10 protein-coding genes are annotated in these 18518 nt (G+C 62.4%); 9 read left to right on the top strand and 1 reads right to left on the bottom strand.

The features are described 5' to 3' along the window. Positions 1–216: 216 nt before the first annotated feature. The 7 genes from AB1634_04545 (at position 217) to AB1634_04515 (ending at position 14600) form a co-directional block, all read left to right on the top strand. A complete protein-coding gene (locus AB1634_04545) occupies positions 217–3279 on the top strand; it encodes an AAA domain-containing protein (GenBank protein ID MEW6218789.1) in 3063 nt (1020 codons plus the stop codon). Then, positions 3263–4810: a hypothetical protein gene (locus AB1634_04540; GenBank protein ID MEW6218788.1), complete on the top strand. Its 1548-nt coding sequence runs from the start codon at positions 3263–3265 to the stop codon at positions 4808–4810. The genes AB1634_04545 and AB1634_04540 overlap by 17 nt, the downstream gene beginning before the upstream one ends. 34 nt (positions 4811–4844) lie before the next feature. Next, positions 4845–7352 (top strand): hypothetical protein, encoded by a 2508-nt coding sequence (locus tag AB1634_04535; protein MEW6218787.1) that lies wholly within the window; start codon positions 4845–4847, stop codon positions 7350–7352. Further along, a complete protein-coding gene (locus AB1634_04530) occupies positions 7349–9079 on the top strand; it encodes a DUF2357 domain-containing protein (GenBank protein MEW6218786.1) in 1731 nt (576 codons plus the stop codon). Before AB1634_04535 ends, AB1634_04530 begins: the two co-directional genes overlap by 4 nt. After that, a complete protein-coding gene (locus AB1634_04525; GenBank protein MEW6218785.1) occupies positions 9076–12027 on the top strand; it encodes a hypothetical protein in 2952 nt (983 codons plus the stop codon). The genes AB1634_04530 and AB1634_04525 overlap by 4 nt, the downstream gene beginning before the upstream one ends. A gap of 166 nt (positions 12028–12193) precedes the next feature. Further along, positions 12194–12814 (top strand): hypothetical protein, encoded by a 621-nt coding sequence (locus AB1634_04520; GenBank protein ID MEW6218784.1) that lies wholly within the window; start codon positions 12194–12196, stop codon positions 12812–12814. A gap of 133 nt (positions 12815–12947) precedes the next feature. Beyond that, on the top strand, positions 12948–14600 hold the full coding sequence (locus AB1634_04515; GenBank protein ID MEW6218783.1) for an ATP-binding protein: 1653 nt from the start codon (positions 12948–12950) through the stop codon (positions 14598–14600). A 253-nt stretch (positions 14601–14853) separates the two neighbouring features. Here AB1634_04515 and AB1634_04510 read toward each other — a convergent pair whose 3' ends face one another. Next, positions 14854–15072 carry a hypothetical protein gene (locus AB1634_04510; protein MEW6218782.1) on the bottom strand — a complete coding sequence of 73 codons (219 nt, stop codon included), beginning with the start codon at positions 15070–15072 and terminating at the stop codon, positions 14854–14856. Positions 15073–15220: 148 nt separating this feature from the next. On the opposite strand from AB1634_04510, the gene AB1634_04505 reads away from it, so the two are divergent. Both AB1634_04505 and AB1634_04500 read left to right on the top strand, forming a co-directional pair. Continuing rightward, on the top strand, positions 15221–16033 hold the full coding sequence (locus AB1634_04505) for a CbbQ/NirQ/NorQ/GpvN family protein (protein ID MEW6218781.1): 813 nt from the start codon (positions 15221–15223) through the stop codon (positions 16031–16033). A gap of 54 nt (positions 16034–16087) precedes the next feature. Next, a complete protein-coding gene (locus AB1634_04500; protein ID MEW6218780.1) occupies positions 16088–18364 on the top strand; it encodes a VWA domain-containing protein in 2277 nt (758 codons plus the stop codon). The last annotated feature ends 154 nt before the right edge of the window (positions 18365–18518 follow it).

The raw sequence follows: 18518 nt of genomic DNA, 5'->3' as shown, positions 1-18518 counted from the left end.
GAACCTACATGCTCTTCGGGCAGCATTGCATTTCCGAAGATTTCAGGGGAAGCCCTTCATCTCCTTGGGCAGCCGAGTTTTCCACCACCACCAGCCGCCCCCGAAGGTCCAGACGGCGATCGACCCAAGGATTCTTTGCCAAGTCCGTGGGGGAACTTCCGGATGCTTCTTCAATATTATCGGGACTGCATCCGGAACGAAGGTGGAGCCGAGGCCATGGCCGGTCTCGACAACCTGAATGAGAAATTTTTCCTTGTTACGCGGGTCGGATCGTGGCTGCCACGCCCTGGCCGACCATGGCGGCACACGGTGCCGCTTGGTCGTCATCTGGGCCCGATGATCGAGCAGCTCGCCAGCGCCGGGCAGGATGCCCTTCTGGTTCTTGGCTATCCGCTGCAGGTTGTGAAGTGGCAACGGGAGGGCGAACCCGACTCCTTTCTGCTGAAACCCGTTTTTCACTACGCCCTGGATCATGAGTTGAGCCAGGGCTCACTCGTGTTGCAAGCAGATCACCCCCATGCGCAGATCAATCTGGAATGGATGCACCACACCTTCAAGGATGCGGAAAAACGTCGTGGTTTCCTCTCCGCCTGTGGCTTCCTCGGCGGGGACGACGACGCCGCACCAGCCTCCCGATCTGGTCCGAGCCTCGACCATCTGGCTGCGACCCTGGCCGCGTTCCTGTCGCGGGAGCTGCAAGAGCCACTCTTGCCCGACGCTATTCCCTCCTCCGATTTCCGACCGCCCCTCACAACAGGCATCTACAATCGGGCTGTCGTCATGCTCGCCCGTCGGCCGCAGTACACCAAGACGCTCCTCAAGGAGCTGGCCGCCATTGCAGAATTCCCGGACAGCGAGCTGGACAAGACAGCGCTTCGCCTGCTGTTTCGCGCCGAGGGAGAACACGCCCGGTCGGAAAATGAACCCTCCAGAGCCAATGTTCAGGTGGCCGACGTCACGAATCTCAACTCCGAACAACGAAACGCGGTCGAGTGCCTACTCAACCAGCCAATCACGGTTGTGACCGGGCCGCCGGGAACCGGCAAGAGTCAGGTGGTAAGCGCGGCGATCGCCAACATTCATCTGTGCAGTCAGAGTGTGCTGTTCTCCAGCCGTAACCACAAGGCCATCGATGCCGTGCATGCCCGTTGCCGTTGCGGGGAAGGGCAATCTCTTCTCGTGCGTTGTAACAGTCGGGATGATCCTGGTCTGCGTGAGACTTTCACGTCTGCCATCGGCCGACTCCTCGCCGGCCAGGCCGATGAGAAGGCGGCGGAAGCTGCGTCCCCGCTTCTTACCGAATTGCGACGCTTGCTCGATGTGCGGGCGGCAAACCTGAAACAGCTGGAGGTGTTCCGGGCTTACCGGGAACGGCTGGGTGAGCTGGAGGAAAAGGTTTCCCTGTTGGTGGGAAAACTGCCCGAAGCCCTTTTGTCCACGCTGGGCAACCTCTCCTCGGGTTTTCCCGAGCCAGCGCTGCAGCGGGTGGAGGAAGCAGCGCGGCTCTTGCTCCGCGGCCCCGGCGACACGATCTCCCGTTGGGTTGCCTGGCGAGCAGCCATGGCCGCCATGCCGGCATGGATCACACTCGGGCGTAAACTGCGCCGCATTCCGGGGCTGCCCGCTCCAGAGGGGTTGATAAGCACGCCCGGCAGGATCGAAGCCTTCAGGCGACAACTGGGACTCCTGCGAGACGCCGCAGAGTATTGTGCCGCTCTCGCCTTCCGCGCCGGCCTGGAAAAAGAGGTTCGCCTCCTTGCTGATGAACCAGCCCTTGTCTCGGATGTTTCGCTTGCCAGCGAACAGATCATGAACATATCCACGGGGCTGCTCGAAAAGCTGGCATTGGCGCGAGGCGGCCTCCTGCCCGCCGACAGCCGGGAGCTCTATGCCAATCTCCGCTCTGCCCTGGGGTTCCTTGAACAGGCAACCGCCTCCACGAGCCTCCAACAGGAAGTCAAAGAGGTCCTTCGCACACAACTCCCCAAGCTCCTGGAACACTATCCCGCGTGGGCCGTGACCAGCCTCTCCGCGGGCAGCCGCATCCCCCTTCTGCCCGGGGTCTTCGATCTCGTAATCGTCGATGAGGCAAGTCAGTCCGATATCCCTTCCGCCATCCCTCTTCTCTTTCGCGCGAGAAGGGCCGGCGTGGTCGGCGACCCCCAGCAACTCACGCACGTCACCACGCTATCGCTGGCCAAGGACACCATGCTTCGTCGCCGGGCCGGCATGGATCGCCTGGCGCAACAGCGATTCTCGTTTGTCGAATCCTCGCTCTATGCCCTGTTCGCTGATACGGACGGTGTTTCCCCGATCCTCCTGTGTGAGACCTACCGAAGCGTCGAGGAGATCGCGGCCTACTCCAACGATCTTTTCTATGGCGGAAGGCTGCGCGTGGCCACGGACGTTGCCCGGCTGCCGGTTGTGTCAGGAATGAAGCCCGGCCTTCACTGGGATGAGGTTCAGGGAGATGTCCGTAGTGGCGGCTCTGGGGGCGCCTTTTGTGCCCCGGAGGTCGAGGCGATAACGGACATCGTTCGTGAGATCCTGGCGGATGGCTCCTTCAAGGGATCGCTCGGCGTGGTCACGCCTTTTCGTGAACAGGCGAACCGTTTGCGCGAAGCCATTCATGACGGCGGTATCCCCTGGGAAGCCCTACGTTCGGCTCGGGTCGTTGTTGACACATCACACGGCTTCCAGGGTGATGAACGGGATGTCATTCTTTTCAGCCTCTGCGCCGGACCGGGTATGCCCCAGGGCGGGCTTCATTTTCTGCGGGAAAACGGCAATCTGTTCAATGTGGCGATCAGCAGGGCGCGGGCGGTGGCGCGCATAGTCGGCAATCGGGCCTGGGCCAGGAACTGTGGTATCCAGCATGTCGAGCGCTTGGCCATGCCGCGCAGGGCCATCGTGCATTCCCCTGCAGACAGCCCCTGGGCGCCGCATGAGTCGCCATGGGAGAAGAAGCTGGCCGAGGCCTTGATGGCGCATGGGCTTTCCCCTGTACCGCAACATCCTGTGGCAGGGCGGCGGCTGGACCTCGCCTTGTTCAGTGGGGCTCCCCGGCCGCGCAAGATCGATATCGAGGTTGATGGCGCCTGCTGCCACCGCAATTCGGACGGCTCCCGGAAGCTGGATGATCTGTGGCGGGATATTCAGCTCCAGGGACTGGGGTGGAAGGTGATGCGGTTCTGGGTCTATCAACTGCGCGAGGATATGGATGGTTGTGTGGAAAGGATCCTTCATCAATGGAGAAACGCCGATGAGCATGCAGCCTGACTCCGTACTTCCGTCAGGTCCGCCGACCGACGAGCCCTTGACGAGGCCGATTCTCCTTGATCGACCTCCCCCGTTTGCCCTCATGTGCGGCCTAGTTGCTCTCGTGGTCATCTTTTCCGCTCTCTCCGGTTGGAAGATCGTCAACCTTGAGCAGGAACGGGCCACCCTGCTCGAGGAGCGGACCTCCCTCGCCAAGGATCGTGCACGACTGAGTGATGACTTGAAAACCTACGGCGAAATCCTGGCCCAACTGCCCGAACTGCAGAGGCACCGCCAGGAGGCCGAGACGACCTTGTTTGGTCTACAGGCAGCAGTTGGTGCCGCTGAAACGCGGCTGGTGGCCATGGAAGGCAAGAGGGCAAAGGCAGAAGAGGAGCTCAAGGGCCTCCAGTCCAGGGCAAGCGAGGCGCAAGACCAGTTGGTGGACGTTCAAAGGAAAATGGGCACGTTGAACAAGGAGCAAGCTGAACTCATCCGGGCCAACGATGCCCTTTCGCTGGAGATCGCCAAGCTGCAGGATCAAAGAGGAGCAGCCCTGAAGGAAACGACGGCGGAACAGGGAAGGCTCTCCATTCTGAGAGACACAATAGCCCAACTGGAGAAGCGTCGGGCGGAACTGGACGAAGCATTGGCCACCCTGCCAACTCGTCTCATGGAGCTGAGCAGAACGTTGAAGGACATGGAGCAGGGGGCTGGCAGTGCTGGCAAGGCTCTTGCCGGTGCGAGCCAACAGGTGACGGCCGATGCGAAAGGACTTGAAGTGGCCGCGAAAAGAGCCGATGACGCCGTCGCTGTACTCCAGAAGGGCGTTGCGCAGGTCGACGGGCTGGCGCAGCGCATTGCGGACCGGCAGACAAATCTCGACACGGCTGTTGCCACGCTTGGCAAGACGGCCACCGCTCTTTCGACAGCCACCGAGGGCAAACTGGGTCCTGCAGTTGACGGGGTGAAGGATAAGATTGCCAAGTTCACCGAAATGGTCGCCAGCCTGTCTGCCGAACAGAGGCAGCTTTCCGGCTTGGTCGGTAGCCTGCAAGGCGCTGTAGGGACCCTGGTGGACCTGGAAACAAAGATAAGGACCGCCAGTGGCGCCTTGATTTCGCATCAGAAGGTTATCGAGGAAACGGCTGGCAAGCTCGACTCGGGAGCCGGTCGTCTTGACAAGGTGGCGAGGGATGTCAGCTCACGCAAGGACGCTGTCTCCCAGTCCTTGGACGCCTTGGATGATGCAGCACAGGCGGCGAAAACGGCCGGGGCCAATCTTGATCAGCTTGCTGAGACGCTACAGGAATTTTCCACGCGCGATGCAGCTGTTCTGGCGGTGGTCGATGCGTTGTCGACGGCATCCCAGGGTGTCAAGGTGGCCGGAGACGACCTCGCCTCAACCGTCAGGGATCTCAAGGACACCCGGCGCAAGATGGAAGAGGAGATCAGTCAGGTGCAGGGTCGGCATGCCCAGCAGGATGCAGCCAGCACCGATCTTTCGGAACAATCGCCTCTCAACCCGCCAGGTGTTCCGAAAAAGCCGTGATCTCTGCCTCTCCTCCGCGAAAAAAGGAGTTGCCATGAATACCGTTTCCGTTCCGATCCTTCCGGCTGGATTGTGGCTGTTGGCCACAGCCGGGGTCATAATCATCATGCTGATTATTTTTGGCATGTACCTGTATCATCAACGCCGTTTTTCCGCGGCCCTTGGCGACAGCCGCGATGCGTCTTCTCTTGCAGCGCGCAAGGAACAACTTCAGTCTGATGTGCAAGGGTTGCGGGATTGGTTTACGGCTCAGAAGGATGAGTTGGTACGACTGGATTCCGAAAGGGTTGAACAGGAACGCTTGCGCGGCGAGTTGACACGACTTCAGCACGAATGTGCTGCTGAAGAGCAACGAAACGTAGAACTGCGAAGGGAGGCTGGAGAATTCGAGGCTCAGCGGCATACCATTTCCCAAGTCATCGAAAGGTTGAACCACGAGGCAGAAGATCTGCGACATCGCATCGAGGATCTGGAAAGGCAACGGGCTGAACTGGTCAGCGTCGAGACGCAGCTTAAGGAAATATACAAGTCCCTTGACGCAGTGAAGCAGGAATGGAGCGCAGCGCAGAAAGAACGGGAGGATGTCGTCAGGCAGGTTGTGGAAAGGCGCATTGAACTCGACGCACTGCGCCGTGAGTGTGATGGACTGGACAGGCATCGAGTTGAATTGATGCAACAGGCGGAAAACGCAAAGACCGAGAACGAACGAGCACATCGAGAGGCTGAAGAATCAAGCAGGCAGCTTCTGGAAATAACTCAGCAGGTTCAGCTGCAAAAGGGGGTTTTGATTCAGGCCGAGGACCGCATTCATGACTTTGAGCGTGGGATCAGAAGGCTGGAGGAAGAGAAGGCTGGATTCAAGCAGGAGATGGCCGATCTTGAAAAAGATCGAGAGGTTGCGGAAGTATCTGCAAAAGAAGCCGAGGAGAAGGCTCGGCGCCGCATGGCGGAAGCTGAGGAATCCGGCAAGATTCTTGGCGACATGAGCCGTCAGGTTCAGGAAAAACACCACGAACTTTCTCTGAAGGAGGAGTTGCTTCAGAGTCTTGTCCGACAGGTTCAACAGTTGGAAAGAACAAAGTCCAACATCGAACAAGCTCTTGCTGATGCTCAGAGAAAAGTGCCAGAAAGCGAAAAGGCGGTCCAGTATTGGGATGACCAGACACGGAGGGCGGAAGCAAGTCACCTTGCGATGACCAGCCGGCTGAAAAAGGCGGAGGACCGGCTTGAAGAAGTGGAGAACAAGGAAAAGCGTCTTGGCATTGAAGTGGCAGTTCTCGAAGGGGAGCGCGACAGGTTGCGCAAGGAGGTCGGCGGTCTTGAGGGCGGTGGCGGGCCAGAGATGGATAACGCCCACGCCGATCTCCTCAAGAAAGCACCCGACTGCCTTGACCCCAGCCACCTGCCCAAAAAGGAATTCCCGTATAGCGATGAGGAAGGTGCCCTGGCGGAGATCTGTCGGCAACTTGCCGATGTCGGATATCACTTCCAGGAACGTGTGGTGAAGGCCTTCCATACGGCCCTCAAGTGCCATGACATCAACCCGCTGACTGTGCTTGCCGGTGTGTCCGGAACTGGCAAGACCCTTCTGCCCACCGCCTATGCCAGACTCATGGGCATGCATTCTTTGGTGATCGCGGTTCAGCCGCGTTGGGATTCGCCGCAGGACATGTTCGGCTTCTACAACTACCTGGAAAAAAAATACAAGGCGACCGATCTGGCCCGTGCCCTCATCCGCATGGACCGTTCCTGTACCGTGGAAGGACTTGATGAAAAGCAGAAATGCTCTGATCGGATGCTGCTTGTTTTGCTCGATGAGATGAACCTGGCACGCACCGAGTACTATTTCAGCGAGTTTCTCTCCAAGCTTGAGTTGCGGAGGTTGGCTGACCGCGATCATCAACACGACACAATTCTTCTGGACACTGGACCAGGACGGGAGGCCATCAAATTCTGTGTGGGACAAAATGTCCTTTTTACTGGCACCATGAACGAGGACGAATCCACCCAGACCCTCTCTGACAAAGTCCTCGATCGGGCCAACGTCCTGCGCTTTGGTCGCCCGGCAAAAACAGGCCCGGCGGGGCCACAACAGATCCAGGAACGTCCGCTGCCGCAACCTCTTGGATACCTGAAGGCTGAACAGTGGGCAAAATGGTGTCGCCCCGTCGAGTCGGCTGACTGGACCGAAAAGGCGCAGGAATGGATCAATGGTCTCAATGATGCACTCACCAGAGTGGGGCGCCCGTTTGGGCATCGAGTTCGGAAAAGCATTCTGGCCTATGTGGCTAACTACCCAGGCGTGACTCGCGACGTCTTCAAAGACGCCTTTGCCGACCAGATCGAACAGAAGATACTGCCCAAGCTGCGGGGGTTCGATACCACGGAAGGCATCAACAATGCTGCTTTTGATGATATTGGAAAGATCATTGAAGATACCGGCGACGGGGAACTGCACAAGGCCTTCGCCACTGCGCGGGAAAGCAACGCCTCTGGCATGTTCCTTTGGCAGGGTGTGACGCGGCAGGATGACCAGGCATGACCGTTCGGATTCCGGCCCGTGTTCATTTCTGGCCCTGGTCTTGCGCCACGGGCGAGGAAACCAGGAACCTCTCCGACGGCGAGGTCACGTTCCCGTACTATGGCAGTCCAATCATCTCGCTGGCTGAGAGCGCTCAAATCTTCCTGCCCGCCCGGCACGAGCGGTTTCACCCGTTGGGACCATCCTTTCTGCCTCCGTCCTCTCCGGAACGTTGCCGCCTTTTCGAAAGCCCGCATGGGGCCGATGCCGACGTTTCAAACAATGCCGGCCTTGCCATTCACAGCACCATCAATGGCGATAACGTCCGTCAACGAGTCCTTCTCTCGCCCAAAGGTGTAAAACCCAGGTGGGAGAGGTGCGATGAACAAGGTGCCAGCCGGGATTCCGACTTGTATCGAACGGTGCTTGCCTGGTCCAGCCGGTTCGACGAGCTGCTGGATAAGGCTCATGCCATGAGTCGATCAAACGAGTTGTTGGAATGGACAAGGGTCAAGGCCTACCTGAAGGAATTGGCAGAGGCGACGCAAGAGCCATCCCGGGCCATCATTGTGGACATTGCCGAAACCATGCACCGGCCACTCCCTGAAACCGTGCGGGCCGCTCGTCGTGTCCTGCTCCGGGAACGGCGGCTCTTGCCCGCCGGTAGGGTGGAGGAGACCGACAGTGCCTGCCTCCACTGGTACATCCGTCAGCAAGGACGGACCTTGGCCGAAAAGGCGGGGTCGAGGCAGCGACTGCTCGCGGTAGCTCGGCAAGAAACCTACAACTTGCACGAAAACCGCATCCTCAAGGATTTCCTCCATCGCTGCACGGCAGAGGCCAAGAGGTATATCGCCAATGCCCGGTCCGAGAATCCCGCCTTCGAGAATTCAGAACGTACCGGGAGAGTACGGTCTCTCTCCTCTCTCTGCACCCAGCTCGCCATGGCGCCTCATTTGGAGGAGGTGGACGCCCCACATCCGTCTACGCCGCCCAATTATGTGCTGCTCCATGACATGCGCTATCGGCAAGTCTGGCGATGGTATCAGCGGCTCCTGCGGCAGGAGAGGGAAAAGGACCGATTCTGGGACTGGCAGTCCAGAACCTGGGCGGATATTGCCCGCCTGCTGGTCAGCGTCGCCATTATTCTCCACATGGAGGAGCTTGATGGCAGTAACTCCCTGCGGCTCTCCACATTGTACGAAGGGGCGCTCCAGGTACGGGGCGAACAGATCCTGGGCAGCCGGGCCGCGGCCGGCTGCGAAACAGGCCCCCTGCTGATTGAACGGCGCAACAGGGGAGAAGGGCCGCCCCGACGAGCCGTATTGGAGATCGTTCATCCGGAGAATGCGAAAGACCACCCCGTCGCACGTCATCTCGGCTTTACCGGCGGTCAACTCTATCTTGTTCTCCGGCCTGTGGAACAGAAGGTTCCACCCCGTGTGTTGATTGTCTGGGCTGTCCACACAGCCGCTTCGACAAAGATTCCTTCCTGGGAAAAAATTGCTGCCTCCGCCGCCAAGGCATTGGATGGCCACCAGACCCTCCTGGACATGGCCAGGCTTGAGCAGCCGCCAATGCTTCGGGGGCTTGTCCTGTGCAGCCATTTCGAGCCGAAAGCATCCAGCGAGGTCAATCGTGAGAAGCTACGCCTGATCACTGTCCCAATGATGCCAGCGGGATGGATGGATGGCACCGAGACCATTATGCTTTCTCTGCATTACATGTTGGAGAAGATGCTCGCATGACCAATGGCAAGAACCCCCTGATACTGGGGTGTGCGGCCTTCGGGCTGGACGACATGAGCGTTGTGTGCGCGGGCCCGATTGCCAAGTCGGCCGATTTCCTGCCTGCGTGTGTGGTTCTTCCGGGGCACCCGAACGGGCCGATCCTGACCGGATTAGAGGCCAGAAAAGCCCGAGTGCATGCTGGCCTGCCTTGGCCACCCGAGGCCTCCGTCAAGGCTGGAGAACACCTGCGCCGGGCGCCTGTCTGTTGTGTATGGCGGGCCCTGACCGAGGCGCGGGACAGCCAGGCCCGTTGGGAGGTGGGCGGCGGGGTTTCCTTCCCGCTTGCCAGAATCCTGGCGGCGCATATCGCGGATCTACTCGTTCTGGAGGAAGGAAACCCTGTCGATGTGAAGGTTGCAGTGGCCATCCCTGACGATCTTGACGAGTACGGCCAGAAAAACCTGTTGGATGAGCTCAGACGGGAATTTGAACGCCGCGACCGAACTGAGGTTCGACTTCTGTGGCGCCCCGTGGCCGCCGCTCTCGCCTGGCTGGAAGAGGCTGGGGGCGACATGAAGGTTCGAACGGTTGAAGGTCGGCGGACGATGACGGGCCGTCCAGACGATTTTCTGCTTGTCCTCTATCTCGGGCCGGACGCCATTGAATGTGTGCCATTCAAGCTGCGGGTTTGCCAAAACCAGCAAGGGGTTGATTTCATCGTGCCGCGCCGCGAGCGGCCCCGGGAGATTTCATCGCTTGCCGGCTACGATTGGGTGGGCCGGGCACTGGCAGGGCTGCCCGAACTTCAGGGGGGCGCCGGGGATGCTTTCTGGCGGGCCTTCTCATTCTTTCCAGAGGCATGGCAGGTGCTGGCAGGAAGGCATTGGAGCCAGCCGGATTTGCCGCAGACCTGGGGATTCGATCATGGCTATGCTTTCTGGAATCCGGCCAGGGAGGATCTCGCAGCTCGATTTGATAGGGCAGTTTGTGGCCCATCACGGCAAGTACAGGAAACGTTGAAAGCCTCTTGCTCCCTACGAGGAAGTGTGCCCTCTCCCGCGGCATGGACGGACCGGCTGGCAAATCTTGTGCGGGAAACCATCAAGAGTCAAAAGGGTGGTCAGCTGGTGGGAATGGCTGTCTGCGGCCCCTTTGCTCCAGCCGAACCACCCGTTTGGCTACGGAATTGTTTTGCGGAACTGGAAGCCCGGGGCCTGGACACGCGTGGGCCGTGGGACAACCGTGAGGCGAACCGCCTCTGGATGAATCCCGGCAGTGAGGCCATTGCCCAGGGTGCGGCGCTTTTCTTGTACCGACTGCAACAAGGCGAGCCGACCTATCTCGACACCTTGCCGCAGTATTTTCTGTTGGCGAAGAAGGACGGGCGCTATACAACTTCGCCTTTGGTTGATGCCCAGGACACCGATGGGGGGCAGGAGTATAAGAACGATATCTGTCGACGGTTTGAAATCGAGCAGCATTCTCATGAACTTGATATTGTCATCTCCCGTGGTGGCGGACATGATGAATTGCTAAAGCCCAGTGGAGGCCTTGATCGTCTTGATCGTGAAGTAGGCAGTTCTGCTGACGGACTTTCCATTGCCAAGGCAAGCCTGGTACGTCATCTCGTCAGGACTGCTGCGAATCGAGAAGAAGCTTTGCAGAAAATCCAGACGAATCTCCGCAACATTGAAAATTCCACGGCTGCCCTTCGTTATGCTGATATCTATGCGGAACTCTGGCACGCAAAAGCGGATGGTCCAGAGGAGAAGCAGCGTGCACTGGGGCCAGAGACGGTAAATAAAAGGGAGGCAGAAAAACAAGCGGACACTCCGTTTCGAAGGCTCACCTTCCCTTTTCCCCTGCCACCACCAGAGAGGATGCCCGTTGACCTTCATGTGCGCATCCGTCCGGCAAGCGGCATGGCGCAGATGGAGGTGACCCCCCAGGACCCATCGTTCCTGTATGGCCGCCGAGTTTATGTGGATTACCGGACCATGCGCCCCTGCCCGACCGAGGAACTGGTGTCGGATGCCCGAGGCTGGCCACCTTTGGAAGAGCTGACACCTCACCCAGATCCTGCTCCTTGGAGGAAAGCCCGCATTCCCGACTTGGTGAATGTATTTGAGGGTACAACACCTCGGTCGTCCGATTTCGACACACGGCTTGATGAGATGTATCGCTTCATCAAAACGCGGAAATCCTGGAAACGAATTCTTCTCCCTGTGCTGAGCCAGGACGGATTGGCCGGTTTCCAGGAGGGAGAACGTCTGGTCGCCAGGTTCATTGAGGCTCTGCAAAGACATACGACGAAATTGGATGGCTGGGATGACGAGCAAGTCCGCTCGTTACTGACCAGAGCCACGTGGTTTTACGGGGCTACACCGCAGCATGTAACCAAGCGAATCAGGCAAGATCTCTGTATTCCTGGGTGTGGTGCGCGAACGATTGAAGCTGGGAGTAGATCTCTTGCCGAGACAAAGGACCTTGGTCGCATCTTGCAATGTATCACAAAAAAAATCCATGATGACAATAAATTCTCTTACCCAAGCGTCCGAGCGTGCAACAACATCATGAGCCTTCGACGAAACGGACATGATGCCTTGAACGAAAAAACTATCAATATACTGCTTGGAGCAGTCTTGATGGTGATTGATGGTTATGCAGCAGAAGGACAATTCAAGAATAAATTTTTTTCTGGCATCAAACTGATGCTGTATCTCTTGCGCTACCGGAAATGCGATGGCAACTTTCTTCCTGCCAGCAGCGAGGAAACTTCCGAAATCCGAGACAAGTTGAAAGGCTACCTCAAGAAAATGGAAAAGGCGATGCCGCAGAATCGATACATCAAGGCCAAAGAGATCATCACGGGCACCATTGGTTACTTGGACTATGCCGGGAAGACTGATTTCCTCAACATCTTGACGGAGTACTCTATTGGAACAGATGACGAGGACGCTGACTGACAGCCCGGCTTCTTCTGGTGGCGGATCTCGGCCGCTAATGCCGGCAAGAACACCGATCTGTCCGCCTGCGATGCTTCAAGGAGAAGACGGCCTGCCGCTCTCACCGGAGAGCGGGCGCCGGCTGCGGGCCGAAGGTAGTTACCCGCTCGATGTGGCCTGGGACGGTATGCTCGCGGACGACGAGCACCACCCTGAGGACATCGTCGCCCGTGTACGCGAGGTCCTTGAGGTGGTTTGGAAAGACCGCGCCGACGGGATTGAGCACGAGGCTTGTGACCTGCTGGACGTGAAGACCCTGCGCGAGTGGTTCCGGCGCCCCTCCGGCTTCTTCGCCGACCATCTGAAGCGCTACTCCAAGAGCCGCCGCCAGGCCCCGATCTACTGGCCCCTCTCCACAGCCAAGGGCTCCTACACCCTCTGGCTCTACTACCACCGCCTCACCGACCAGACCCTGCACACCGCCCTGGCCGACTTCGTGGCCCCGAAGCTCAAGGTCGTGCGGGCCGAGATCGCCGGCCTGCGCGAGGGCACGGGCCCCCGTGCCCGGCTGGAGGAGTTGCTGGACCTGGAGAAGGAGATGGAGGACCTCCGGGCCGAGATCGAGCGCGTCATCAAGCTCCCCTGGAAGCCGAACCTGAACGACGGCGTGCTCATCACCGCGAGCCCCTTGTGGAAGCTCTTCCGCCTGCCCAAGTGGCAGAAGGACCTGAAGGCCTGCTGGGAGAAGCTGGCCAAGGGCGACCACGACTGGGCCCACCTGGCCTACATCATCTGGCTCAAGCGGTAGAGGACGCCTGCAAGAAGGACCGCTCCATCGCCATCGCCCACGGCCTGGAGCACCTCTGCCAGGTCGCGCCGCCGAAGCCGAAGGGGAAGCGGGGGCGGAAGAAGTCGACATTGTTGGGCGAGAGCGAACTCTCATGAGGCGCACGATTCCCGAGCACGAGTCGATGACCGTGGAGCTCAAGAGCGACGCGAAGCGGCTGCGCGACGCCGACCTCGCCGCCGCCGTGGTCTGTCTCGCCAACACCGACGGTGGCGAACTGTACCTCGGCGTCGAGAAAGACGGGCAGATCACCGGCCTCCACGCCGAACACCTGAACCTCACGGGGCTGGCCGCCCTGATCGCCAATCGCACCGTGCCGCCGGTGTCGGTACGGGTGACCGCCGTGGAGGAAGCTGGCACCCTGGTGGCGCGCATCGAGGTCCCCAAGTCGCACCGGCTCGTCGCCACAGCGGACGGCCTCCTCCAGCGCCGCAGGCTCAAGGCCGACGGCAGTCCCGAGTGCGTACCCTTCCTTCCCCATGAGTTCGCCTCGCGCCAGTCCGACCTCGGGCTCCTGGACTACTCGGCCCTGCCCGTGGCCGGGGCATCGGAGCAGGACCTGGACCCCTTGGAGCGGCAACGGCTGCGGCAGATGGTCGAGCGCTTCGGCGGCGATCGAGCGCTCTTGGGCCTCGGCGACCGGGAACTGGACGGCGCCCTGGGGCTCGTCCGTACCGAGGAGGGCCGCCGGGTTCCCACGGTGACAGGCCTGCTGCTCCTGGGTCTGGAGCCGTCCTTGCGCGCACACCTGCCCACCCACGAGGTGGCGTTCCAGGTGCTGGAGGGCACCGAGGTCCGGGTTAACGACTTCCACCGCTGGCCCCTCCTGCGGGTCTTCGAGCGTATCGAAGAGCAATTCTCCACCCGGGTTACAGAGGAGGAGATTCAGGTTGGGCTTTTCCGTGTGCCGATCCCCACCTTCGACCGGAGGGCGTTCCGCGAGACGTTCATCAACGCCGTGTGCCACCGGGACTACACCCGGCTCGGCGCCGTCCACGTGCGCTGGAACGACGATGGGCTCACCGTCAGCAACCCGGGCGGGTTCGTGGAGGGCGTGACCCTGGAGAACCTTCTCACAGTCGAGCCGCGGCCGAGGAACCCGGCCCTGGCGGACGCCTTGAAGCGCATCGGGCTTGCTGAGCGGACGGGGCGTGGGGTCGATCTGATCTTCAAGGGGCTCCTGCGCTATGGCCGCCCGCCGCCCGACTACGGCCGGTCCGATGCGAACGGCGTCGTGGTGCGCTTCAGCCAGGCTGAGGCCGACGTGCCCTTCCTCCGGATGATCTTGGAGTACGAAGACCGGAGGCGCGTACCGTTGGCCCTCGACGCGCTGATCGCCCTGGCGGATCTCCGGGAGGGGCGGAGGGTTGACGTGGGCCAGGTGGCGAAGGCGATCCAGAAGGATTCGACGTTGGCCCGGGGAGTACTTGAAGGCCTCGTGGAGGCCGGGCTGGTCGAGGCCCATGGCGTGAAGAGGGGCCGTACCTACACCCTGAGCGCCAAGGTCTACCGGAATCTCGGCCGGCAGGCCGAATACGTGCGGCAGGCCGGGTTCGAGCCCATTCAGCAGGAAGAGATGGTCCTGCGGTACGTGCGCGAGCACGGCAACATCCGCCGGCGCGACGTGATGGATCTGTGCCGGCTGGGAGAGCACCAAGCCTCTCGGCTGCTCAAGCAACTCGTGGAGGCCGGGCGCCTAAGACGAACGGGTACGAGGAAGGCGGCCGTTTATGAGCGAGGCACGTAATTTAAGAGCGCGCTCATAAAATTTATGTGCGCGAGCATAAAATGGGCGCGACACAGGTTGCGCACGGACAATCGGCCTGTTACGGGCTGCCATTGGCCAAACGAGCCTTGTGCGCGGCCGCGGGTAACGGGCTCGACACAACCCACCGAAGGGCTTCTGCTCCATGACTATCCGCGAGTACATCCAGGACCAGGTCTTCGTCCGCCGGGCACAGAAGCGCGGTTCCCTGGTCATCTACGCCCCTGACCGCAGGTTACCGGCAGATCGCTCTCGCTCTCGCTGCTGACCGCTGCCGGGTGATCGACGCCTCCTTGTCCGTGATCGAGCAGCGGGAGGCGGCCACCGAGGCGCGGATGGCGGTCACCAGGCCGCTGGCATCATGATCGAGCCAGAGGCGCACGCCGCCGGGGCCGGTCAGGCTGGCCAGGCGCCCCTGCTCGTCGAATTTCAGAGCGGTTGGCAACGTCAGCAAAAATCGCGGGCCGCCAGCCTTGCCCGCGACTGGTGTCGGATTATAATAATCATTCCCACTGAATGGGTCGGTGATTGCGGGCGGCCGCACGGGAATGGCCGTGCGGCCGCGCTTGGCCCGGCCCGGATCGTTTGGAGACGAGGCGCCCATGCACGCGCAGGACCATCGTATCACCCAGGCTCCCCAGGAGGAGCCGTACTATCTGCCCCTGGCGGACGAGCTCACGATTGCCACCACCGCGTACCGCCAAGAGCTGCCGCTTCTCCTCAAAGGCCCCACCGGCTGCGGCAAGACCCGGTTCATGGCGCACCTGGCCTGGTCCCTGGGCCGGCCGCTGGTCACCGTCTCCTGTCACGACGACCTGTCCACCGCCGACCTGGTGGGACGGTTCCTCATCAAGGGCGGTGAGGCGGTCTGGACCGACGGCCCGCTGACCATGGCGGTGCGGGCGGGGGCCATCTGTTACCTCGATGAGATCGTCGAGGCCCGGAAGGACACCACCGTGGTCATCCACCCTCTGGCCGACGACCGGCGGGAGCTGCCGGTGGAAAAGCTCGGCCAGGTGGTGGTGGCGCCGCCGGAGTTCATGCTGGCGGTGTCCTACAACCCGGGCTACCAGAGCGTGGTCAAGGACCTCAAGCCCTCCACCCGCCAGCGCTTCGTGGCCCTGGAGTTTTCCTATCCGGACCCGGCGCGGGAGGCGGCCATCGTCCGCCACGAGACCGGGGTGGGGGAGGGCCTGGCTGCCGGTCTGGTGCAGCTGGCGGCCATGACCCGCGGGCTCACCGACAGCGGTCTGCCGGAGGGCGCCAGCACCCGTCTTTTGGTTCACGCCGGCAAGCTGATCGCCGCCGGCATCCCGGCCCGCACCGCCTGCCGGGTGGCGGTGGCCGGCGCCCTCAGCGACGACCCCGAGCTTCTCGCCGCGCTGGAGGAGATGGTCTCCGCCGTCTTTCCGTAAGGAGCGCGTGGTGGCGCGGCAGAAAGTCAGCCGCAGCCCCCGCATCGAGGCAGCATGGAACGAGCCGTTGTGCGCCATGAGCTGGCGCGCCGCATGGGTCCACAGCCGCCGGTCTCCTGGGTCCTGGACGAGCCCGCCGGCGGGCTGGCCGCCCTGGAGCCGCCGGAGCTGGCGGCGGTGCTGGACCAGGTGCCGGTCATCTGGCCGGTGAGCCAGGGGCTGACCTTCGCCTTTCTGGCCGAGGTGCCCCAGGCCCTGGGCTGCCTGACCCCCCGGCAGCTGCCGGACTGGGTGAAGGGGATCCTGGACGCCTACGAGGGCGGCGGCCTTGCCGCGGCGCGCCTCTTCATGGCCGAGGTGGAGCGCCGCTTCCTGTGCCGCCTGCGGGATCGGGGCGGGGTGGCCTTCCCGGCAGTGGCCGGCCGGCTGTTGCCGTATCTCCGGAGTCTGGCCGGCCGCAGCATCGATCTGGCCCCGGCGCCTTGGGCCGGCACCGATGTGGCCACCATCTTCCTGCCGGCGGAGATCGATCTGGGGGCCGATGGCGCCGCCCACCGCCTGGTCTACAAGCTGGTCGCCTCCTGGCAATGGCTGATGCTCGCCGAGGGCTCCTTCTGGCCGGCGTTGCCGGACGGCAGCCATCAGGACCTGGCGGCGGCCCTCGCCAGCAGCAGCCGGCCGGACCTGGCCGCGGCTTGTTACTGGCTGGCCGAGGGCCGGCGCCTGCTGGCAAGGCTCGGCCGCCGGCTGCCTGGCCTGGCCAGTGATCTCGCCCCGCTGTGGCCGCTCCTGGTCACCGGCCGCCCGGCCCCGGCCCTGCTGGCGCCCGGGCACGGGGTGGTGGAGACCCTGTGGCGCCTGGGGCTGGGCACGGCCGGGGAGGGCCCACCGGAGCTGGCCGCCAGGATCGGCCAGGCCGCAGGCCTCCTGGCCCGCCTGGTCAAGCCGGCGGCGACCAGCGCCGACAGCCTGGCGGTCGCCGCCGGCCTGGGCCAGCTTCTGGCCGACCTGCCCCGGGGAGGCCTTGTGCCGCCGCCGCTCCTCTTTCTGGGCGAGCCGGATCTGGCAGCGGTGGCAGCGGGCCGGCTGCGCCGCCGCCAGGAAGCCCGCCAGCAGTTCGTGGAGGCCCTGGGCCGGCTCCTGACCCAGGAGCTGGGGGTGCTGCCGCCGCCGTCTCCCGGGCCGACAGTGGCCAGACCCCAGGGCGACGCCGCGGTGGCCGTCCCGGCGGCGGCCGGGGGGGCACCCAGGGACGAGACGAAGGCCCGGGAGCCGGAGCTCATGATCCAGGTGGCCGACCGGGAGGTCCGGCTGTCGGAGGGCCTGCGCTCCCTGGCCCGGGAGATTGCGACCGACCTGGGCGCCCTGCCGGCGGCTTACGTGCAAAGTGCCCTCGACATGGCCGGTGCCGGGGGCGTCGGCCGGGAGGTGGCCGCCCCGCTTGCCGGCGAAGCGGCCACCGGTCCCCTCACCTATGACGAGTGGGACTATCGGCGGGCCGGCTTCCGCAGGAACTGGTGCCGGCTGCTGGAAAAAGAGCTGACGCCGGTGCAGTCGGATTTCGTGGCCGAGACCCTCACCCGCCGCCGGGGGCTTCTGGTCCACCTGCGCCGCCAGTTCGAAATGCTGCGCGCTGACTACCGCTTCGTGCGCCGCCAGACCGAGGGGGAGGAGATCGACCTCGATGCGGTCACCGAGATGCTGGCCGATCAGGCCGCCGGCCAGCCGCCCTCGGAGAAGCTCTTCATCCGTCAGCTCCGGAACGAGCGGGACATCGCCACCTGCTTTCTGGTAGACCTGTCCTCCTCCACCGAGGGTTGGGTGGGTGCGACCATCAAGGAGGCCCTGGTGCTCCTCTGCGAGGCCCTGGAACGGCTGGGGGACCGCTACGCCGTCTATGGTTATTCCGGCATGCGGCGCCTGCGCTCCGAAATCTTCCACGTCAAGCACCTGGAGGAGCCATACGGCGACGCCGTCCGGCAGCGGATCGCCGCCCTGGCCCCCCGGGAGTACACCCGCATGGGCCCGCCCATCCGCCACGCCACCCGGCTGCTGGCCGCCGCCGACGCCCGGGTGCGCCTCCTCATCATCCTTTCCGACGGCAAGCCCGAGGACTACGACGACTACAAGGGGGATTACGCCATCGAGGACACCCGCCACGCCCTCATCGAGGCCAAGGTGCGGGGCATCCACCCCTTCGGCATCACCATCGACCGCCAAGCCCGGGACTACGTCGCCCACCTCTACGGCGCCGTCGAGTCCATCGTCCTCGACGACGTCGCCAAACTGCCCGCCCGCCTGCCGGAGATCTACCGCATCCTGACCCGGTGAAGAGCGAGCCGGGAACGGGGGGGCTGTCGCAGCGCCCCCGTCACCCCCCGGGTCTGGCCCGAAGGCGGCTTGCGGTCCTGATCCGCCTCCGTGGCATAGCGCTGGAAACGGTCCGTCTTCGACCCTGGACAGATCACGGCCTGCCGGCATCCCA

The organism is Thermodesulfobacteriota bacterium, from assembly GCA_040755095.1.
Classification (GTDB): Bacteria; Desulfobacterota; Desulfobulbia; order Desulfobulbales; family JBFMBH01; genus JBFMBH01.
Note: the sequence above shows the minus strand (reverse complement) of the source record. Positions and strands in the feature narration are given on the sequence as shown.